Here is a 19,413-nt window from a genome sequence, read left to right on the forward strand (position 1 = left end):
TCCTCGTTTGTCTAACTTGCCGCATTTAGTGCCGCGTTTAGCAATGCCGCACCTAGCGCCGCACCTGTTTTCTCAAAAAATTACGCAAACCCAGTAATGACGGGGGTTTTAGTGAAATGCCGCACTTAGCGCGTGTATACAGGGACTAAGTGCGGCATTTGGTCATAAAACATACTAAATGCCGCACATGCCGCATTTCCCGCCGCATTTACTCAATCGTTACCGGGTAAAGGTTCTCACCCTCGATGCGAATAATTTGCTCACTCTCAAGCTTGTCCAGCCAGCGCGGGAATGACTTTCTCACTTTATCTGCCCCCAGTGATGCACGCAGATCGTCTTTAATGACGGAGATAGTGCATGGCTCCCCCTTAGCTGTTCGGCTGCGAACTGCCTGCCATAGTGCATGGTGGTTATCGCTAAGACGGGAGACATGGGCCAGTTCAGGCTCAACCTCTTTAGCCTCTCTCGGCTGATCGTGCACCACCAGAGAGCAAACCAGCTCACCATCTTCATCGGTATAAAGCTCTGCCGTTCTCAGGTCATACGCCTTACGCTCTGGCTCCTCAGCATCTTTCATCTTGGTGCAGGTCAGAATAAGCGCCTTTCCATCTCCTTCACGCTTAACATTAAACTCGGTATCAAGCGCGGCGCGGAAAGCACTGGAACCACGAGCCCCCTTCCCCTCATCTTTGCCGGAGTGGTGTACTACCAGCACCGTTGCACCCGTTTTCTGTTTGATAACGTCACACCCCTCAATAAACGCCCCCATATCACGAGCGTCGTTCTCGTCGTTACCACCAAAACAACGGGCCAGCGTATCGATCACCACCATGCGAACCGGTACACCACATTCGGCTTCAATCTGCCTGGCAGCCAGAAGCACTTCCGTTACCTCCGATTCGCGCACAGGAAACACAGGACGATTGACTAACCAGAGGTTGTCTGCCTGTATGCCATGCACCTGTTCCCATGCCCGTATACGTCTTGGAACACCTACACCACCCTCACCAACTACATACAACACCGCGCCGGGAGTGACCTTCTTCCCCGCCCATGGAAGACCCGCAGCGATGTGACAGGCCCACGATACAGCGAGAAAACTCTTATACGAACCGCTGGGACCGTAAATGCTGCACAGTGATTGCGCTGGCAGAAAGTGTTTAAGGATATAGTCCTGACGGATATCAAATCCCTCAGAACCGCGAGAGAGAGGCAGCTTTGTCCTGAACTTTGCACCAGCATCAGGGAAGACGCGGTGAATGCGCTGCACGTCAGACAGCATGGCATTCATTTCCCCTTCGCCTATCTCTTCCACCAGCACTGAACGCCGTGCGGTAATCATTTGTTTGCGGTCCGTATCGAGATACCCGGCATCACAAAGCTCCTCATACGGCATTGCTGCTATCTGGTTAAGGCGAGCCACCAGCTTTCCGTAACGGGTAGTGGGGTCCTTATGCTGGTGGAGGGCTTTATCCAAATCGCTGCGACTGTACTGCTTGCCATGCGCCCACAGATACGAACAGGTGAACAAGGCATCAGATACAGTTTCTACAGCTGTCAGTTGTACCGTCATTTTGGTATGCCCCCGCTCATCTGGAATTTGCCGATCAGAGGATGGAACCAGTACGCAGAGCCATATTTGCGCTTAGCACTGCGCAACACCAGCCGAGCCGCTTCCCTGAACTTTTCATCAGGCGCAACGAACCCGCCAGATTTCAGCTTAACCAGCATCACCCCTGTGTTTTTCGCCAACTCCTCAGCCTTTTTGGTTGAGATACCGTATTCAGCGGCCAGTGTTGCTACTGGCGTCATACCCGGAGGGATTTCTCCTCCCTGACTATCGGTGAGTGACTTAACCTGTGCCTCAAGATGCAAAATCTTTTCAACCAGCAGATCAACGCGGTTAGCCAGCTCGTTGAATTTCACGTTACTGATCATTTGCGTTCCCCTTCAGCTGGAAGGACGAATGACTTATCCAAAGCGTTAGCCAGATCATCAGCCAAGCGCGATGCAATATCCATTAAAGCCATCAGGTGGATGCGCTTCTTTTCATCGTTCGCTATAGCTACAAAAGCCGCACACGAAAGAAGAGCCGAAACCTCTTGAGCAGTGGTCAATAAGTCCTGATCGCTCTTGTAGGTATAAAGGTTATCCATTGATCGCCCCCTTTGAATTCTGCTCTATCATGCTTGCCGCCAGTTGATCCGATACTCGTCTGGCCAGGCTGATAAGGTTTTCACGCTCAACCTGATCAACGTCGCACTCTTCGACAACCATCAACAATGCAGCCAGTTCACAGGCTATTGACGCACTTTTATTGGTTAATTCACGCATGGCGTACCTCCATAGCCTGAAAGGCATGGAATGGCAGACGTGCAGCAAAAATGAGGTTTACACCCGGCATAGTGTTGCGGGCTTCCTGTTCGCTGGATGCGTTGACGTAGATCACCAATGGTTTGGCGGTAGGGTAGCGCTCAGAAGCGGAGAGAAATCTCCATGTAAATTCCGGGCGAGTTTGGGTAGACTTCTTGAAAGCCATAGCTGTTACCTCAGATAACGGTTTGGTTAGAGGCCCGTTGGTGTTGGTAGCGCCAGCGGGCTTCGTCTTTTCTGTACCCTGATTATCAATCAAGGTGTAAGTAACTTTATTTTTAGGTGGCTTACATGTCAATGCTTTTGTGTAAGACTGATTCTGTGTATATTGTCTTACACCAGCATACGGAGGATTGCAGATGGCTACAGGCCCCAAAAACACGAAGTCACAATCATTAACCGCCCGCATCCCACACGATGTCATAGAGGGAATGGAGTCCGTCAAACGGAACGACGAAAGCAATGCAGCGTTCATCGTAGCCGCCATGCGCGGGGAGATCGCCCGACGCCAAGCAGAAGGAAACGGGGAAAATATCCTTGTTTCTTCCCTCGATACGCTAGCGCAGGTAGAAAAGATTGGAGTCAAAGCCTCCGAAGAGATCGGACAACTTATCAGCGTTGTTCGTGACGAACTCCAGCGCAGGAAGGCCAAGTAAGCAGACAAGGAGTGATACCCGATATCTTGATAACGGTCGAAACTACGGGATTTTCCCGGGGTATGCTGCATTGCAGTACACCCGGCACTCTGTTCCAGTTCTCCCGAAGTTTCGGGAGATTGGGTATGCGGCAATGCCGTACACCTTAAACAGCCCAATTTCTGGGTAGTTTCACGTAACCTCGCCAATGGCGCAGTTCCTTTAATAACAGGAGCGCTCAGGCTTTGACCACCGGCCGCAAAAAGTTTAGGATGGTTTCTCCAAATGCATGATGAGCATACGAAGGTAAGGATGCCCTGCACGGCAGACGAACCTTCACTGTAGTAGCAATGGCGGCCAGTTTTGGCCGCTTTTGTTTTATGTGACATTCCCCACCCCTCACGCTGCTTTGCTGCGGCTCTGCTGCCATGCTGTGACCTCAGACAGAAGCCAACCAACGGCACGACCTCCCAGCTTGCGGCGGGCGGGAAAGCTCCCCTCTTTTTCCATCATGTATCGAGTGGTTCGACAAATACCGGTTAGCTGTCGGCACTCAGCCTCACGGATAACTCTTTCTGCTGGCTGCTGGGATTGTTTAATATTGTTCATAAAAAAATGCTCTCGTTCGCTAAGGTTCGAGAGCATTCTTATTCAACAAAATTATCACCGCGACGGTGAGAAAAAAATTATATTCCTCTAAAGGGGTTACCCTTCTTCAGTTATATCAAGATAATTCTTTCCTGATTTTATCTAAAGAATCACTTCTTATGATTTTATCCAAGAAAGGTTTCACCGTTTGAGCTATGGCAAAGGACTCCTTTTCTCCATCCGGGAACAGGGATACTGCGAGTACGCCAAGAGATATTTTGCTGTCGGTAGCGCTTTCCCATGACATCAAATCAATAAGTGGAATTATTCTGTAGTCAATTATTTTCCGTCTGACGCTCTCCCAATCCCCTGAGACTGGCTTATCTGGTTCAGGTATTCCGAGTTCTTCGCGCCATTTTGGGAGGAGGTTCGTGAATGCTTCAATCAAAAGATCATCTCTGTTGTTTAAGTCAACAGTAATCATCACGTTTTCCACAACATCAGAAAGTAAGTTTACTGGCTCGCGCATGACAGCCCAAAACATACCGTTATCTGCTGTAAACAAATCCCCCACCAAATCATCGTCAACTACTATTGGCTTTCCTTTCCAGTGACCTTTATCAGCATTGATTTTATTTAAAAATGCCAACTCAAATCTCATTAATGGTTTTATACCATCGCCGTAACTTAATTTTAGCAAATCAGGCTGAGTCTTGTACTCATATTCCTTTTGCTTTTCAAGAAACCATTCTTCTGCTTTGAGTTCCCCGAATGGATCACCAAAATTATTGTTAAGCGGGTATTTAGCACCATATTGCAAACCATAGTCAGGGCAGTCTGTATTTTTTATGGTTAAATCATCGCATCGCCAATAAAGCTGGCGAAACAAATCCTTATCAGACATATTTTCAAGGTCATCATATTTTTCCAAGCTGAATGACTTTGGTAAGTCTCTTTTACTGTTAATTTTTTTTGTCATCTTGCGGCCCCAAGAATAGTAACATTTGAGATATCAGAGGTAATAACCTCTAATCTCTGCATCCATTTATTCAGTGCATCCAGCTTTTCAGGTAAATACTGACTGCGGTTATATACGGACATAACACCGCCCAGCGCATGGCCCAGAAGCTGCTCGACAACATGCGGAGAAATTCCCATGTTGTTCAGAGTCGTGGAAAACGTACGGCGTAGATCGTGAAGCGTCCACGGTTCAGAGTGGCCCAGACGCTTATACAACATCCTTCCCCACTGACTGACAGCTTCCGGTTTCTTTATCTCTCCAAGCAAAAGCCCTGTGCTTTGGTGCTGCTCTAAGAGCTGTTTGATAAATGGGCGGATATCAACGGGAATAGGCCGTAATATTTTCTCACCACCTTTGCTGTGCTCTTTAGGTACAGTCCAAACCCAATCACTAAGATCCCATTCGGTTACGCGAGACAATCTCAACTCCTGAGTTCGGCACCCAAACACCACTAGCAGACGCAGCAGCGAGGAGTAATAGGGCTTGAATTTCAAGCCTGAGCACTCCCGCCATATATCAGCAAGCTCTTGCCGGGTATGCTCCCTGTCCCGCTTATTCTGTTTACGTCCAACATCATCAATGGTCAGATCGTCCAGGACGTTACTCACCGCGTACCGATGAACCCGGCAGAACTTAAGAGCTTGCTTACACATCTGCAAAAGATAGCCAGCAGCTACAGGCGCTTCGTTCCGTACCCTGGCGAAACATTCCAGCCAGTGGCGAGTTTCACACATAGAAAGCGGATAAGTACCTATATAAGGAAAGATATGCTTATTGAGCTGCTCAATGTGTTTTTCAACATTAGCGCGGTTATGGGTGGCATATTCCCTGATCCAGTATTCAAGGGCATCCCTGACCGTCACCGGCTTTAACGTTTCCTGAGTGGTAACGCTCAACTGGTGCTTTGGATTCTTTCCTCCTGCGAGCCATGCGCGACACTGCTCTCGTTTCTCACGAGCTGCTTTGAGTGAAAGGTCTGGATAATTACCCAGCTTTATACGCTGAGATTTTGATTCCCGGCCACCTATGCGGAAAGTGAAATACCAGGTCAATACACCCGATCTAGACACCTTCACACTTAGCCCATCACCATCAGCATAGAAGCTGTCTCCGGGGCTTTCTCTTCCAAGCATTTTACGAAGCGATGTATCGCTTAATTTGTTCGTTCCACCAGCCATAGAAAACCTTAGTTCATATTGGAGACTGACTGCACCACAGACTGCACATCTCAATGTTACTCTATGAACGGCAATGAACAAAGGCAAACCGAGAAATCAATTTTATTGTTTTTTATCAGTATGATAGATAAACACCAGCAAACATAGACGAACGGTAAAAAACGTAGGTTTTGAAAATACGGCATGAACTGATACTAATCAGTTAAATGCTTGTTTAAAAAGGCGCTCTTCGGCATGGGGAAGCGCCTTTTTTATTGCCGCTTACAATTAGCGTCAACGCTTTGTAAACCTTCACATTCCCTGCTTTTCAATGTCTGCATTTCGTGTATATTTCCACCACCTTAACGGCCTCACTTCTCCCGGAATGACACAATGATTCGTAAATACTGGTGGCTGGTTGTCTTTGCTGTCTCCGTTTTCATTTTCGATGCGCTGCTGATGCAGTGGATTGAACTGATGAGCACCGAAACCGATAAGTGCCGCAATATGAATTCCGTGAACCCGTTAAAGCTCGTGAATTGTTCCGATCTCGATTAAACCTCTGACGCTGCGCCCCCCTGCTATCACTCAATAATTGAAGGGATTTAAATCCCTTTGAGTCATTACCTGACGGTGATAATGTCTCAGCCCTTCTCAACCTCTCTTGCTAAACCTCTCACAACGAGCTGAATAGACCATGCTGGTTAGCCAATACAACCAAATCCTCGTAGTCACCTCCTTTGTTGTCGCCATCCTTGCTGCCTTTACCGCGTTGAATATGGCTGCACGTGTCGCCGGAAGCCAGGGAGTGGCGGCTCGTATCTGGCTAGCAGGCGGTGGCATCGCAATGGGTATCGGCGTGTGGGCGATGCATTTCATCGGGATGCTGGCCATGGACCTCTCCATGAGCATGAGTTACAACGCGGCGCTCACGGTGTTATCAATGGTAATTGCCATCGGCTCATCGATGTTTGCGTTGTGGCTTGTCAGCTGCGAGCAACTGCGTTTACGCCGCCTGCTGCCCGGTGCGTTAGTGATGGGAAGCGGTATTGTCGCCATGCATTACACCGGCATGGCTGCGCTTGAGGTTATGCCTGGCATCGTCTGGGACAAAAGTTGGGTGGCCATTTCTGTCGTCATTGCCCTCGCCGCCTCCCTCGCGGCTCTGTGGCTGACGTTCCGTTTACGCCACGAAGCCGCGCAGGTGGCGCTGATGCGCCTGGGCGCGGCTATCACCATGGGGATAGCCATCGCCGGGATGCACTATGCCGGCATGAAAGCCGCACAGTTTCCGATGTCGACAATGGTGCATCACCACGGCATTAACGGCAGTTGGCTGGCGGTGCTGGTGAGCGTAGTCGCGCTCTCAATTCTGGGGATCACCCTGCTGGTATCGATGCTGGATGCCCGCCTTCAGGCACGCACATCGTTGCTGGCCTCTTCTCTGGCGGAAGCTAACCGCGAGCTGGCGCAACTGGCGCTGCACGATACGCTAACCCGCCTGCCCAATCGTATTCTTCTGGAAGACCGACTTGATCAGGCCATCAGTAAAGCTGACCGTGAAGGCTCCCATTTTGCGCTGATGTTTATGGATCTCGACGGCTTTAAAGCCATCAACGATGCCTACGGTCACGATGTGGGCGATAAGCTGCTGGTCGCCGTCACAAAGCGCCTGCTGTTGCCACTGAAAGGCCAGTACACACTTGCCCGTATCGGCGGGGATGAGTTTGTCCTGCTGGCGGAAACGGAAGGGCCAGACGATGTTGCCTCTCTGGCAAGCGCGCTGGTTCGTGCCATTGATAGCCCCTTCGCCCTGGAACCCTATGAGCTGGTCGTGACCCTCAGCATCGGGATTGCGCTGTACCCACACGACGGTCATAACGATCGTGAGCTGATGTTTAACGCTGATGCGGCGATGTATCACACTAAACATATGGGACGAAATGGCTATCACTTCTTCCAGCCATCAATGAACACCCTGGCGCAAACGCATCTCCAGCTGATGAATGACCTGTGGCTGGCTATCGGCCGCGATGAGTTACGTTTGCTTTATCAGCCTAAATTCCACGCTCCGGCAGGGCCAGTCCTCGGATTTGAAGCCCTGCTGCGCTGGCAACACCCGAAACAGGGCCTGCTGACACCGGACATGTTCCTGCCGCTGGCCGAAAAAACGGGGCTTATTATTCCTATCGGTAACTGGGTGATTAACGAAGCCTGCCGTCAGTTACGGGAATGGCATCTTCAGGGGCATCTGAGCTGGTCGATGGCGGTGAACCTGTCAACGCTTCAGTTTGAGCAACCTTCACTGGTTAAAACCGTGCTCGACTGCCTGGAGCGCCATAATGTGCCGCCTGAAATGCTGATTCTGGAAGTGACCGAGACCACGGCAATGAGTAACCCGGATGAAAGTGTGCGCGTATTGACCGAGTTAACCAATGCTGGTGTGAAAGCCTCCATAGACGACTTTGGCACAGGCTACTCAAGCCTGCTTTACCTCAAACGCTTACCGGCCTGTGAGCTGAAAATCGACCGCGCATTTGTAAAAGAGCTGAGTGGCGAAAGTGATGACGCGACGATTGTCTCGGCTATTGTGGCGCTGGCCAAAACGCTTAACCTGAAAGTGGTTGCCGAAGGTGTTGAAACACAGGCGCAGCAGGAATTTTTAACGGAACTGGGCTGCAACACGCTTCAGGGGTATCTGTTAGGTAAACCCGTTAGCGCACAAACTATTGAAGCCCTTTGCCAGGATGGAGAGTTACTCCCCACCAGCGAGTCATAAGGCTACGTCATACATCACTGGTGGCACATGCGTGCGATGCAGTGTCGCCAGAATGTTATCGACCAGAGCCGGAGCCTGTTGATAAAGGTTAAAGCTCTCTCTGTTCATTAACCAGTTCTTAATAAGTCCACTAAAGAAACCGTGGAAAACGATCAGGGTGAGTTCAATATTCACGTTTGGTGAAATCGTATTTTTTAAAACACACAACTCCAGTGTCTTGCGCAAACACTCGTAATTTATGCCGATGCGCTTACGAATTTCATATTCTGAAATAACTTCGTCAGTAAATTCACATTTATGATAAAGAATTTGCAATAGCGCACACTGCCGGGGTTCGTGGGCGATATATTGCAATGCAGTAATAAATTGCTCACGAAGCATTAACAGCGGATCGTCATTCTCAGAGAGTAAAAGCCGCTCCCTGATGATATCCCGCAGTGGTAATTGCTGTTCCCAGATTGCATTAAATATTTCTGATTTACTGGAGAAATGCCAGTACACAGCGCCACGTGTCACCCGCGCGGCATCGGCAATGTCCGTCAGGGTCGTGTTCGCCACGCCGCGTGTCGCGAACTGCGCGATGGCCGCTTCGATCAGCCGTTGCCGTGTCTGTTGTGCCTCTTTTTTCGTTTTACGCGCCATAGACAGTATTCATTACTCGCAGGGTTGATATGCCATCCGCAGCCAATAAGCGGGTTCAGCAAAGCTGAAGTATTCACCAGAACCGAAATTAATTTTGCACAAAAAAAGTCACTTTATTTAATTCATATATTTGATAAATGCTTCAATAGCAACACATTCATTAAATACATTAATAATATGAATCAACCAAGGCAAAATTAAAAACTGCCAGATATGATAACCCTGAATATAGGGCGTCAGATTCTGATTATGATGCTCACATATCTTCCTCAGCACTTATAAATTAAACAACATTAAATACCCTCATTATTATACGCAGCTACATTTTTTGTTTTTGTGCCCTCAGCCCTCTCACCGATTTACGGCAAACATCGGTTATGGGTATTTAAAGGAACAGTAATGACACTTCATTTCAGGCTCTTACCCTTATCCGGTTTAATTGTTGCTGCAGCCCTGCTCGCGGGCTGCGATGGGCAGGGTGACCAACAACAGCATCCGCAGTCGCCGCAGGTCAGCGTGTATACCGTAAAAAGCGCGCCACTGGCCGTGACCACTGAGCTTCCGGGCAGAACCGATGCCTTCCGCGTTGCAGAAGTGCGGCCTCAGGTGAGCGGTATCATACTTCGCCGTAACTTTACCGAAGGAAGCGATGTCAAAGCCGGGGACTCCCTTTATCAGATAGATCCTGCAACCTATCAGGCGGCATACGACAACGCAAAAGGTGAGCTGGCTAAGGCTCAGGCGGCGGCGAATATTGCGCATCTGACGGTCAAACGTTATGTCCCACTGGTGGGCACCCAATATGTCAGTAAGCAGGAGTACGATCAGGCCGTAGCAACCGCTCAGCAGGCTGATGCCAGCGTTGTCGCAGCGCAGGCAGGGGTTGAGAGCGCCCGCATTAATCTCGCGTATACCAAAGTAACATCGCCCATTGAGGGCCGGATTGGTAAATCCAGCGTGACCGAAGGGGCGCTGGTCACCAATGGACAGGCCACGGCTCTGGCAACCGTCCAGCAGCTTGATCCCATTTATGTCGACGTGACCCAGCCCAGCAGTGATTTTATGCGTCTGAAACAGTCCAGCCTGCAAAAAGGAGATGGCAGCAGCACCGTCGAGTTACTGATGGAAAATGGTCAGCCTTATCCCCTGAAAGGCACGCTGCAATTTTCCGATGTGACGGTGGATGAAAGCACCGGCTCGATTACGCTTCGCGCTATTTTCCCGAACCCTAACCACCTGTTATTGCCGGGCATGTTTGTGCGGGCGCGTATTGATGAAGGCGTACAGCCGGACGCCATTCTGGTGCCTCAGCAGGGGGTCACTCGCACCCCACGTGGCGATGCGACCGTACTGGTCGTGAATGACAAAAATCAGGTGGAATCGCGCACGGTTGTTGCACCACAAGCCATTGGCGATCGCTGGCTGATTACCGAAGGGTTAAAGAATGGTGACCGCGTGATCGTCAGCGGTTTACAGAAAGCCCGTCCAGGTACCACCGTGGTGGCTACACCCGATACCACTGCTAATACAGCCAGTTAAGGGAAGAGAACATGGCTAATTTCTTTATCCAGAGGCCTGTTTTCGCCTGGGTGCTCGCCATCATTCTGATGATTGCCGGTGGGCTTGCCATCTTAAAACTGCCCATTGCACAGTATCCTACCATTGCACCGCCCGCAGTAGCGGTCACGGCAACTTACCCTGGTGCGGACGCCCAGACGGTGCAGGACACCGTTACGCAGGTTATCGAACAGAACATGAACGGTATCGATAACCTGATGTATATGTCCTCCACCAGCGACTCTGCCGGTAGCGTAACGATCACCCTGACCTTCCAGTCGGGTACAGACCCGGACATCGCCCAGGTACAGGTGCAAAATAAACTCCAGCTCGCCATGCCATTGTTGCCGCAAGAAGTGCAGCAGCAGGGTATTGGCGTAGAGAAATCCAGTAGCAGCTTCCTGTTGGTTGCGGGCTTTGTTTCGGACAATAAGAGCCTCACCCAGGATGACATCTCTGACTATGTCGCATCGAACGTAAAAGATGCCATAAGTCGAACCTCCGGCGTTGGCGATGTTCAGCTGTTTGGCGCCCAGTATGCCATGCGTATCTGGCTCGACAGCAATGCCATGAACAAATACCAGCTCACACCGCTGGATGTGATCAACCAGCTGAAAACCCAGAACAACCAGATTGCCGCGGGCCAGTTGGGTGGAACACCGTCAGTACCGGGGCAGCAGTTAAACGCATCCATCATTGCGCAGACCCGGCTGAAAACGCCGGAAGAGTTTGGCCGCGTAACGCTGAAGGTGAACCAGGATGGCTCAATGGTGCATCTGAAAGACGTTGCGCGTATTGAGCTGGGCGGCGAAAACTACAACATGGTGACCAAGATCAACGGTCAGGCTGCAACCGGGTTGGGGATTAAGCTTGCCACCGGCGCCAACGCCCTGGATACCGCCGCGGCGATCAAAACCAAGCTTGCGCAGTTGCAGCCTTTCTTCCCGCAAGGGCTGAAAGTGGTTTATCCGTACGACACCACTCCGTTCGTGAAAATTTCTATTCATGAAGTGGTGAAGACGCTGTTTGAGGCAATCATTCTCGTCTTCCTGGTCATGTATCTGTTCCTGCAAAACCTGCGGGCAACCCTCATCCCTACCATCGCGGTTCCGGTGGTGTTGCTGGGAACATTCGCCATACTGGCCGCATTTGGCTTCTCTGTAAACACGCTAACGATGTTCGGCATGGTGCTGGCCATCGGCCTGCTGGTTGATGATGCCATCGTGGTGGTGGAGAACGTCGAACGTGTAATGGTCGAAGACAAACTGCCGCCCAAAGAGGCCACGCAGAAGTCGATGGAACAAATTCAGGGCGCACTGGTCGGTATTGCCATGGTGCTCTCCGCGGTGTTCATCCCGATGGCCTTTTTTGGCGGGTCGACGGGGGCCATTTACCGACAGTTTTCACTCACCATTGTTTCAGCGATGGCGCTGTCCGTGCTGGTGGCGTTGATTTTAACGCCCGCACTCTGTGCCACGCTGCTCAAACCAGCCAGCGAGCACCATGAAAAACGAGGCGGGTTTTTCGGCTGGTTTAATGCCCTCTTTGATAAAAGCGTGGAGCACTACACCAACAGCGTCAGCGGTATTTTGCGCAAGACCGGGCGTTATCTGCTGGTTTATGTCCTTATCGTCGGCGGTATGGCGGTTCTGTTCCTGCGCCTGCCAACCTCCTTCCTGCCAGAAGAGGATCAGGGGGTGTTTATGACAATGGTTCAGCTGCCGGCCGGGGCAACGCAGACGCGTACCCAGCAGGTCCTTGACCAGGTTCAGAACTATTATCTGAACAAGGAAAAAGCCAATGTGGAATCGGTGTTTACCGTTAATGGGTTTAGCTTCAGCGGTCAGGGGCAAAACTCAGGTTTGGTGTTCATAAGCCTGAAACCCTGGGAAGATCGCCCGGGGAGCGAAAACAACGTTGAGGCAATTGTTGGACGCGCCACTAAAGCGTTTAGCCAGATAAAAGATGGTCTGGTATTTCCGTTTAACTTGCCTGCCATTCTGGAGCTAGGCACGGCGACAGGCTTCGATTTTGAGCTGATTGACCAGGCCAACCTTGGACATACTCAGCTGACCCAGGCGCGTAATCAGCTACTCGGCATGGTGAAAGAGCATCCTGACCTGCTGGTACGCGTGCGTCCTAACGGGCTTGAAGATACGCCACAGTTCAAACTGGATGTGGATCAGGAAAAAGCACAGGCGCTGGGTATAAGTCTCTCTGATGTTAACCAGACCATTTCGACCGCGCTTGGCGGGACCTATGTGAATGACTTTATTGATCATGGCCGCGTGAAAAAGGTTTATGTCCAGGCGGATGCCCGTTTCCGAATGCTGCCGGGCGATATCAATAATCTTTACGTGCGCAGTGCAAACGGCGAGATGGTTCCTTTCTCATCGTTTAGCAGCTCTCACTGGGTTTACGGTTCACCGCGCCTGGAGCGATACAACGGGATGCCATCAATGGAGATCCTCGGAGAATCCGCACCGGGTAAAAGTACCGGTGAGGCAATGGCAATGATGGAAAACCTGGCCGCAAAATTGCCTGCGGGTATCGGCTACGACTGGACGGGGATGTCCTTCCAGGAACGTCTGTCGGGTAATCAGGCGCCTGCGCTGTATGCCATCTCTCTGATCGTGGTCTTCTTGTGCCTCGCCGCACTGTATGAAAGCTGGTCGATACCGTTCTCGGTCATGCTGGTTGTGCCACTGGGGGTCATCGGCGCGCTTCTCGCAGCCTCCCTTCGCGGTCTGAACAATGACGTGTACTTCCAGGTCGGCTTGCTCACGACGATAGGGTTATCGGCCAAGAACGCCATTCTGATTGTTGAGTTTGCAAAAGACCTGATGGAGAAAGAAGGCAAAGGCATTGTTGAAGCAACGCTTGAAGCATCAAGAATGCGTCTTCGCCCTATTCTGATGACTTCACTGGCCTTCATTCTGGGTGTGATGCCTCTGGTGATTAGCAGCGGAGCCGGGAGCGGCGCTCAAAATGCCGTGGGGACAGGGGTAATGGGCGGCATGTTGTCAGCCACCCTTCTGGCCATCTTCTTCGTACCGGTGTTCTTTGTGGTTGTCCGACGACGTTTCACCCGTCATAAAGAGTAACGCTTAACAAAAGGCACCCAAGGTGCCTTTTTTATTTTTAACGGAAACAATGAATTGGCCGGGGAAACATCACAACGCTTAAAATGCGCTATTTGCATTAAGTAAAAATAAAACAGCCAGTGGCTTCACACTTTCTCCATTAATTCATCCGGGTAAGTCTCTTTTCTCCATGATTTTTACAAACCACATAATTTGAGATTATTCCCCATGCAACCTGGGCTTATCACAATGGTAAAATAACCTCGATTCGTTAATTGCCCTCCTGGCTTTCTGGCGAATTAAAAAGAATGCAGAGGTAACATCATGAAAAGGTTCATTTCCGTTGCACTACTCGCTGCGCTGCTTGCTGGTTGCGCGCACGACTCTCCATGTGTACCGGTATACGACGATCAGGGGCGACTGGTTCATACCAATACCTGTATGAAAGGCACCACCCAGGATAACTGGGAAACAGCCGGTGCAATTGCTGGCGGTGCTGCCGCAGTAGCAGGTCTGACGCTAGGTATCGTTGCTTTGACGAAGTAATCGCTAAGGCATAAATGTACACTTGTGAAAGCGCGGCTCCGGTCGCGCTTTTGCTTTGAAATAGTGCAGTTTTTTCAGAGAAGTAAAATATTAGCCCTGGTTTCTTCCATCAGCTTATTTTAATTCAGACGTTAATCACATCTTTTTTGCCCATCGATTCAAATTTCATATTCCACAGTGATGATTTTCACAAATTAATTACATTAAATATCCTGCCAATATTCACGCCAGAAACTATCTATTGTTAAATCCGACATGTAATCAAACTTTTGCTCTAATTTGTGGCGCAGGTTGTAATTTCGCACCATTTCGGGGCGCTCGATTTATTTAACCCTGTCTACACTCAGCATTATGCGTTCCGTAGTCCTTTATTTTCGCGAGCGCAAACCTGGCATTACGTTTGCTTTATAAACGTTGGCCAAAGCCACAGACAGGTCAAAGCGTTTTAAAACGCCTCTATAACGATAAATTTCGCCACACAGGATGCATTATGAAAAAGACGATGATAGCCAGCCTGGCCGCCGCGGGCGTGTTGTTTGCTGTAGCCAACCAGGCCCATGCGGGCACAACGCTTGATGCCGTAAAAAAGAAAGGTTTTGTACAGTGCGGTATCAGTGACGGGTTACCTGGCTTCTCTTATGCCGATGCCAACGGCAAATTTACCGGTATTGACGTTGATGTCTGCCGTGGTGTCGCCGCAGCCGTTTTCGGTGATGACAGCAAAGTAAAATATACCCCGCTGACGGCGAAAGAACGCTTCACTGCCCTGCAATCTGGCGAAGTTGATATGCTCTCGCGTAATACCACCTGGACCTCTTCCCGTGATGCCGGCATGGGGATGTCATTCACTGGCGTAACCTATTACGACGGTATCGGCTTCCTTACCCATAATAAAGCGGGCCTGAAAAGCGCCAAAGAGCTGGATGGGGCAACCGTATGTATTCAGGCCGGTACCGATACCGAACTGAACGTCGCAGATTACTTTAAAGCGAACAAGATGAAATATACACCAGTGACGTTCGACCGCTCTGACGAATCAGCGAAAGCGCTGGAGTCGGGTCGTTGCGATACGCTGGCTTCTGACCAGTCGCAGCTGTACGCCCTGCGTATCAAGCTGAGCAATCCTGCTGAGTGGATCGTATTACCTGAAGTGATCTCCAAAGAGCCTCTGGGACCGGTTGTTCGCCGTGGCGATGAAGACTGGTTCTCCATTGTGCGCTGGACGCTGTTTGCCATGCTGAACGCCGAAGAGATGGGTATCAACTCGAAGAACGTCGATGAGAAAGCAGCGAACCCAACTAACCCGGATATGGCGCACCTGTTAGGGAAAGAAGGCGATTTCGGTAAAGACCTGAAGCTCGACAACAAATGGGCTTACAACATTGTTAAGCAGGTTGGTAACTACTCTGAGATCTTCGAGCGCAACGTAGGATCGGAAAGTCCGCTGAAGATCAAACGCGGCCAGAACAATCTCTGGAACAACGGCGGTATTCAGTACGCTCCGCCAGTTCGTTAAGCATTTGCTGTAACGGGCACCGCGCTTGCGGTGCCCACTCCAGAGTCATGGTTACCGAGGTTTCTTTATGTCCCATCGCCGCTTAGCCGTAAAAGGATCGTTATCCTTTTCTCACCCCGCGGTTCGCGCCTGGCTGTTCCAGATTATCGCCATCGTCGTGGTTGTGGTTATCGCCGTTTACTTAATCCATAACACCGTTACCAACCTGAATAACCGCGGTATCACCTCCGGCTTTGCATTTCTGGATCGCAGCGCGGGTTTCGGCATTGTTCAGCACCTTATTGATTATCAGGAAGGAGACACCTACGGACGCGTGTTCGTGGTCGGCCTGCTGAATACGCTGCTGGTTTCGGCGCTCTGTATTGTTTTCGCTTCCGTACTGGGGTTCTTTATCGGCCTGGCGCGGCTTTCTGAAAACTGGCTGCTGCGAAAACTGTCGACGATTTATATCGAGACGTTCCGTAATATCCCGCCACTGCTGCAAATTTTCTTCTGGTATTTTGCCGTTCTGCGTAACCTCCCAGGACCTCGCCAGGCAGTGGACGCCTTCGACCTGCTTTTTCTGAGCAATCGTGGGCTGTACATTCCCTCGCCTCTGGCGGGTGAAGGGCTGTATGCATTTATTGCTGCTATTGCTATCGCCATTGCCCTGTCTGTAGGGCTGTTCCGCTATAACCGCAAACACCAGATTAAAACCGGTCAGCTGCGCAAAACCTGGCCTGGTGCCGCACTCCTTATCGTAGGTTTGCCACTGCTGGCACACTGGTTCGTTGGCGCTGCGCTGCACTGGGATATTCCGCATTTGCGCGGTTTTAACTTCCAGGGAGGGATGGTCTTAATCCCTGAGCTGGCGGCACTGACGCTGGCGCTATCTATTTATACGTCGGCATTTATCGCGGAGATCATCCGTTCGGGGATCCAGGCCGTGCCTTACGGTCAGCACGAGGCTGCACGCTCCCTCGGCCTGCCGAACACAGTGACGCTGCGTCAGGTCATTATTCCGCAAGCGTTGCGGGTCATCATTCCACCGCTGACCAGCCAGTATCTCAATATTGTCAAAAACTCGTCGCTGGCTGCCGCTATTGGCTATCCCGATATGGTGTCGCTGTTTGCAGGAACCGTGCTCAACCAGACCGGGCAAGCGATTGAAACTATTGCCATCACAATGTCCGTCTATCTGATTATCAGCCTGGTAATTTCGTTGCTGATGAACCTTTATAACCGTCGCATCGCACTGGTTGAGCGTTAAGGAGCCATGATGACAAAAGCGATATTGTCTCACTCTTCGCGTCCATCCAGAAAACCTGGTGGGCGCTATATCAACTGGGCGCGCAAGAACCTGTTCTCCAGCTGGAGTAACAGCCTGCTGACCGTTGTCTGTCTGTGGCTGATGTGGGAAGTGATCCCACCCTTACTGAACTGGGCATTTTTGCAGGCTAACTGGGTAGGCTCTACCCGCGCTGACTGTACAAAAGCGGGCGCATGTTGGGTGTTTATCCACGAGCGTTTTGGCCAGTTTATGTATGGGCTATATCCGCACGAACAACGCTGGAGAATTAACCTGGCTCTGGTCATCGGTTTGCTCTCCATCGCCGTCATGTTCTGGAAAAAGCTGCCGCATCGCGGGCGTTACATTGCCTGCTGGGCTGTGGCCTATCCCATTATTGTCTGGGTGTTGCTGTACGGTGGTTTCCTGGGACTGGAACGTGTCGAAACTCGCCAGTGGGGTGGTCTGACGCTGACGCTGATTATCGCCTCCGTGGGAATTGCCGGTGCATTACCCTGGGGGATTTTACTGGCACTTGGACGGCGCTCCAGAATGCCGGTCGTGCGTGTGCTTTCCGTTATCTTTATCGAGTTCTGGCGCGGCGTGCCGTTGATTACCGTGCTGTTTATGTCATCGGTCATGCTTCCACTCTTTATGGCTGAAGGAACGACGATCGATAAGCTTATTCGCGCGCTGGTAGGCGTGATTTTATTCCAGTCGGCTTACGTTGCCGAAGTGGTGCGTGGCGGTCTTCAGGCATTGCCAAAAGGTCAGTACGAGGCTGCGGAATCTCTGGCTCTCGGATACTGGAAAACACAGGGGCTGGTGATAATGCCTCAGGCGCTTAAGTTGGTTATTCCAGGGCTGGTGAACACGATCATCGCACTCTTTAAGGATACCAGCCTGGTGATCATCATTGGCTTGTTTGATCTCTTTAGCAGCGTGCAGCAGGCCACTGTCGATCCTGTCTGGCTTGGTATGTCTACTGAGGGCTATGTCTTTGCCGCTCTGATTTACTGGATTTTCTGTTTTAGCATGTCGCGCTATAGCCAGCATCTGGAGAAGCGCTTTAACACCGGGCGCACACCGCACTGAGGAAATTATGAGCCAGATTACTATGACACCTGCCGACGCGATGATTACGCTGGAAAACGTCAATAAATGGTACGGACAGTTTCACGTACTGAAAGATATCAACCTGAAGGTTAAACAGGGGGAGCGAATCGTTCTCTGTGGGCCTTCAGGATCGGGTAAATCCACAACCATTCGCTGCATTAATCACCTGGAGGAACATCAGCAGGGACGTATTGTGGTTGATGGTATCGAGCTGAATGAGGATATTCGCAATATCGAACGTGTGCGCCAGGAAGTCGGAATGGTATTTCAGCACTTTAACCTTTTCCCGCACCTGACGGTTCTACAGAACTGCACCCTTGCACCGATTTGGGTGCAGAAGATGCCGAAAAAGGAAGCGGAAGCGCTGGCAATGCATTACCTGGAACGCGTGCGTATTGCTGAACATGCAAATAAGTTTCCGGGACAGATATCAGGTGGGCAGCAGCAGCGTGTGGCCATCGCCCGTTCACTGTGCATGAAACCTAAAATAATGCTGTTTGATGAGCCAACCTCCGCACTCGATCCGGAAATGGTGAAGGAAGTTCTGGATACCATGATTGGTCTGGCGCAATCCGGGATGACCATGCTCTGCGTGACGCATGAAATGGGGTTTGCCCGTACCGTAGCTGACAGGGTGATCTTTATGGATCGCGGTGAGATTGTGGAACAGGCTCCGCCAGATGAGTTCTTTGCTCATCCAAAGTCAGAGCGTACACGAGCATTCTTGTCGCAGGTGATTCACTAGTCGTTAGTCTGCCCGGTGGTGTCTTGTCTACCGGGCTAATTGGCTATCCAGATCGGGTAAGACTAAGTCGCTACCCGACTTTTTCAGATGGCACAAAGCAAAAAACCCCGCACCTTACGGTACGGGGTTTTTCTTATTTGATGTCTGGCAGTTCCCTACTCTCACATGGGGAGACCCCACACTACCATCGGCGCTACGGCGTTTCACTTCTGAGTTCGGCATGGGGTCAGGTGGGACCACCGCGCTAAAGCCGCCAGACAAATTCTTTTACTATGTGCCGAACTTCAACCTACGTATTAAGTGGTGCTGATACCCAGAGTCGAACTGGGGACCTCACCCTTACCAAGGGTGCGCTCTACCAACTGAGCCATATCAGCACGCTAAATTT

General features: G+C 50.7%; 19 protein-coding genes, 1 tRNA gene and 1 rRNA gene. 10 read left to right on the top strand and 11 right to left on the bottom strand.

From position 1 onward, the window contains the following. Positions 1 to 208 precede the first annotated feature (208 nt). The 5 genes from M987_RS03375 to M987_RS25205 are packed head-to-tail and all read right to left on the bottom strand — an operon-like array spanning position 209 to position 2,848. Entirely contained in the window at positions 209 to 1,573 is a 1,365-nt protein-coding gene (locus M987_RS03375; RefSeq protein ID WP_014072025.1) for a helicase RepA family protein, read from the bottom strand. Further along, complete coding sequence (locus M987_RS03380) at positions 1,570 to 1,938, bottom strand: hypothetical protein (RefSeq protein WP_014072026.1); 369 nt, start codon at positions 1,936 to 1,938, stop codon at positions 1,570 to 1,572. Before M987_RS03380 ends, M987_RS03375 begins: the two co-directional genes overlap by 4 nt. Further along, complete coding sequence (locus tag M987_RS03385; protein ID WP_006178882.1) at positions 1,935 to 2,156, bottom strand: hypothetical protein; 222 nt, start codon at positions 2,154 to 2,156, stop codon at positions 1,935 to 1,937. The genes M987_RS03380 and M987_RS03385 overlap by 4 nt, the downstream gene beginning before the upstream one ends. After that, positions 2,149 to 2,334, bottom strand: coding sequence for a hypothetical protein (locus tag M987_RS03390; RefSeq protein ID WP_014072027.1), 186 nt, complete (start codon positions 2,332 to 2,334; stop codon positions 2,149 to 2,151). The genes M987_RS03385 and M987_RS03390 overlap by 8 nt, the downstream gene beginning before the upstream one ends. After that, on the bottom strand, positions 2,327 to 2,848 hold the full coding sequence (locus M987_RS25205; RefSeq protein ID WP_342626511.1) for a host cell division inhibitor Icd-like protein: 522 nt from the start codon (positions 2,846 to 2,848) through the stop codon (positions 2,327 to 2,329). Before M987_RS25205 ends, M987_RS03390 begins: the two co-directional genes overlap by 8 nt. On the opposite strand from M987_RS25205, the gene M987_RS24995 reads away from it, so the two are divergent. Continuing rightward, positions 2,733 to 3,029 (top strand): YlcI/YnfO family protein, encoded by a 297-nt coding sequence (locus M987_RS24995; protein WP_014072029.1) that lies wholly within the window; start codon positions 2,733 to 2,735, stop codon positions 3,027 to 3,029. The genes M987_RS25205 and M987_RS24995 overlap by 116 nt on opposite strands. A 378-nt stretch (positions 3,030 to 3,407) precedes the next feature. On the opposite strand, the gene M987_RS23640 is transcribed toward M987_RS24995, so the two are convergent. From M987_RS23640 to M987_RS03410, 3 genes are all read right to left on the bottom strand, one after another. Next, entirely contained in the window at positions 3,408 to 3,617 is a 210-nt protein-coding gene (locus tag M987_RS23640; RefSeq protein ID WP_014072030.1) for a helix-turn-helix transcriptional regulator, read from the bottom strand. Positions 3,618 to 3,732: 115 nt separating this feature from the next. Then, entirely contained in the window at positions 3,733 to 4,575 is an 843-nt protein-coding gene (locus M987_RS03405; protein ID WP_014072031.1) for a DUF6387 family protein, read from the bottom strand. Next, positions 4,572 to 5,795 carry a tyrosine-type recombinase/integrase gene (locus tag M987_RS03410; protein WP_014072032.1) on the bottom strand — a complete coding sequence of 408 codons (1,224 nt, stop codon included), beginning with the start codon at positions 5,793 to 5,795 and terminating at the stop codon, positions 4,572 to 4,574. Before M987_RS03410 ends, M987_RS03405 begins: the two co-directional genes overlap by 4 nt. Positions 5,796 to 6,167: 372 nt before the next feature. Here M987_RS03410 and M987_RS03415 point away from each other — a divergent pair, with 372 nt between their 5' ends. Together M987_RS03415 and M987_RS03420 are read left to right on the top strand one after the other, a co-directional pair. Next, positions 6,168 to 6,332 carry a DUF2556 family protein gene (locus M987_RS03415; protein ID WP_014072033.1) on the top strand — a complete coding sequence of 55 codons (165 nt, stop codon included), beginning with the start codon at positions 6,168 to 6,170 and terminating at the stop codon, positions 6,330 to 6,332. A gap of 139 nt (positions 6,333 to 6,471) precedes the next feature. Then, positions 6,472 to 8,553 carry a putative bifunctional diguanylate cyclase/phosphodiesterase gene (locus M987_RS03420; protein WP_014072034.1) on the top strand — a complete coding sequence of 694 codons (2,082 nt, stop codon included), beginning with the start codon at positions 6,472 to 6,474 and terminating at the stop codon, positions 8,551 to 8,553. Here the strand turns inward: M987_RS03420 and envR are convergent. Further along, the gene (gene envR, locus M987_RS03425; RefSeq protein ID WP_014072035.1) at positions 8,548 to 9,195 is read right to left on the bottom strand and encodes an acrEF/envCD operon transcriptional regulator; all 648 of its coding nucleotides are present in this window, start codon (positions 9,193 to 9,195) and stop codon (positions 8,548 to 8,550) included. The genes M987_RS03420 and envR overlap by 6 nt on opposite strands. 399 nt (positions 9,196 to 9,594) lie before the next feature. Between envR and M987_RS03430 the strand changes: the two genes are divergently transcribed. From M987_RS03430 to M987_RS03460, 7 genes are all read left to right on the top strand, one after another. Further along, a complete protein-coding gene (locus M987_RS03430) occupies positions 9,595 to 10,734 on the top strand; it encodes an efflux RND transporter periplasmic adaptor subunit (protein WP_014072036.1) in 1,140 nt (379 codons plus the stop codon). An 11-nt stretch (positions 10,735 to 10,745) separates the two neighbouring features. After that, the gene (locus M987_RS03435; RefSeq protein WP_014072037.1) at positions 10,746 to 13,856 is read left to right on the top strand and encodes an efflux RND transporter permease subunit; all 3,111 of its coding nucleotides are present in this window, start codon (positions 10,746 to 10,748) and stop codon (positions 13,854 to 13,856) included. A 303-nt stretch (positions 13,857 to 14,159) separates the two neighbouring features. Further along, positions 14,160 to 14,381 (top strand): lipoprotein, encoded by a 222-nt coding sequence (locus M987_RS03440; RefSeq protein ID WP_008502867.1) that lies wholly within the window; start codon positions 14,160 to 14,162, stop codon positions 14,379 to 14,381. A gap of 490 nt (positions 14,382 to 14,871) precedes the next feature. After that, complete coding sequence (locus tag M987_RS03445) at positions 14,872 to 15,897, top strand: amino acid ABC transporter substrate-binding protein (RefSeq protein ID WP_014072039.1); 1,026 nt, start codon at positions 14,872 to 14,874, stop codon at positions 15,895 to 15,897. A 67-nt stretch (positions 15,898 to 15,964) separates the two neighbouring features. After that, the gene (locus M987_RS03450) at positions 15,965 to 17,146 is read left to right on the top strand and encodes an amino acid ABC transporter permease (RefSeq protein ID WP_014072040.1); all 1,182 of its coding nucleotides are present in this window, start codon (positions 15,965 to 15,967) and stop codon (positions 17,144 to 17,146) included. Between the two features lie 9 nt (positions 17,147 to 17,155). Next, positions 17,156 to 18,259: an amino acid ABC transporter permease gene (locus M987_RS03455; RefSeq protein WP_014072041.1), complete on the top strand. Its 1,104-nt coding sequence runs from the start codon at positions 17,156 to 17,158 to the stop codon at positions 18,257 to 18,259. 7 nt (positions 18,260 to 18,266) lie between these two features. Next, complete coding sequence (locus M987_RS03460; RefSeq protein WP_014072042.1) at positions 18,267 to 19,025, top strand: amino acid ABC transporter ATP-binding protein; 759 nt, start codon at positions 18,267 to 18,269, stop codon at positions 19,023 to 19,025. A 142-nt stretch (positions 19,026 to 19,167) separates the two neighbouring features. On the opposite strand, the gene rrf is transcribed toward M987_RS03460, so the two are convergent. Further along, positions 19,168 to 19,283: ribosomal RNA gene (gene rrf, locus M987_RS03465) — 5S ribosomal RNA — on the bottom strand. Between the two features lie 43 nt (positions 19,284 to 19,326). Continuing rightward, positions 19,327 to 19,402: transfer RNA gene (locus tag M987_RS03470), tRNA-Thr, on the bottom strand. Positions 19,403 to 19,413: the final 11 nt, after the last annotated feature.

The organism is Enterobacter soli ATCC BAA-2102, assembly GCF_001654845.1.
Lineage (GTDB): Bacteria > Pseudomonadota > Gammaproteobacteria > Enterobacterales > Enterobacteriaceae > Enterobacter > Enterobacter soli.

Excerpts from the sequence above, each read along its gene's own strand:
- M987_RS03375 (WP_014072025.1), bottom strand. The coding sequence starts at position 1,573 with ATGACGGTACAACTGACAGCTGTAGAAACTGTATCTGATGCCTTGTTC.
- M987_RS03380 (WP_014072026.1), bottom strand. The coding sequence starts at position 1,938 with ATGATCAGTAACGTGAAATTCAACGAGCTGGCTAACCGCGTTGATCTG.
- M987_RS03385 (WP_006178882.1), bottom strand. The coding sequence starts at position 2,156 with ATGGATAACCTTTATACCTACAAGAGCGATCAGGACTTATTGACCACT.
- M987_RS03390 (WP_014072027.1), bottom strand. The coding sequence starts at position 2,334 with ATGCGTGAATTAACCAATAAAAGTGCGTCAATAGCCTGTGAACTGGCT.
- M987_RS24995 (WP_014072029.1), top strand. The coding sequence starts at position 2,733 with ATGGCTACAGGCCCCAAAAACACGAAGTCACAATCATTAACCGCCCGC.
- M987_RS25205 (WP_342626511.1), bottom strand. The coding sequence starts at position 2,848 with ATGAACGCTGCATTGCTTTCGTCGTTCCGTTTGACGGACTCCATTCCC.
- M987_RS23640 (WP_014072030.1), bottom strand. The coding sequence starts at position 3,617 with ATGAACAATATTAAACAATCCCAGCAGCCAGCAGAAAGAGTTATCCGT.
- M987_RS03405 (WP_014072031.1), bottom strand. The coding sequence starts at position 4,575 with ATGACAAAAAAAATTAACAGTAAAAGAGACTTACCAAAGTCATTCAGC.
- M987_RS03410 (WP_014072032.1), bottom strand. The coding sequence starts at position 5,795 with ATGGCTGGTGGAACGAACAAATTAAGCGATACATCGCTTCGTAAAATG.
- M987_RS03415 (WP_014072033.1), top strand. The coding sequence starts at position 6,168 with ATGATTCGTAAATACTGGTGGCTGGTTGTCTTTGCTGTCTCCGTTTTC.
- M987_RS03420 (WP_014072034.1), top strand. The coding sequence starts at position 6,472 with ATGCTGGTTAGCCAATACAACCAAATCCTCGTAGTCACCTCCTTTGTT.
- envR (WP_014072035.1), bottom strand. The coding sequence starts at position 9,195 with ATGGCGCGTAAAACGAAAAAAGAGGCACAACAGACACGGCAACGGCTG.
- M987_RS03430 (WP_014072036.1), top strand. The coding sequence starts at position 9,595 with ATGACACTTCATTTCAGGCTCTTACCCTTATCCGGTTTAATTGTTGCT.
- M987_RS03435 (WP_014072037.1), top strand. The coding sequence starts at position 10,746 with ATGGCTAATTTCTTTATCCAGAGGCCTGTTTTCGCCTGGGTGCTCGCC.
- M987_RS03440 (WP_008502867.1), top strand. The coding sequence starts at position 14,160 with ATGAAAAGGTTCATTTCCGTTGCACTACTCGCTGCGCTGCTTGCTGGT.
- M987_RS03445 (WP_014072039.1), top strand. The coding sequence starts at position 14,872 with ATGAAAAAGACGATGATAGCCAGCCTGGCCGCCGCGGGCGTGTTGTTT.
- M987_RS03450 (WP_014072040.1), top strand. The coding sequence starts at position 15,965 with ATGTCCCATCGCCGCTTAGCCGTAAAAGGATCGTTATCCTTTTCTCAC.
- M987_RS03455 (WP_014072041.1), top strand. The coding sequence starts at position 17,156 with ATGACAAAAGCGATATTGTCTCACTCTTCGCGTCCATCCAGAAAACCT.
- M987_RS03460 (WP_014072042.1), top strand. The coding sequence starts at position 18,267 with ATGAGCCAGATTACTATGACACCTGCCGACGCGATGATTACGCTGGAA.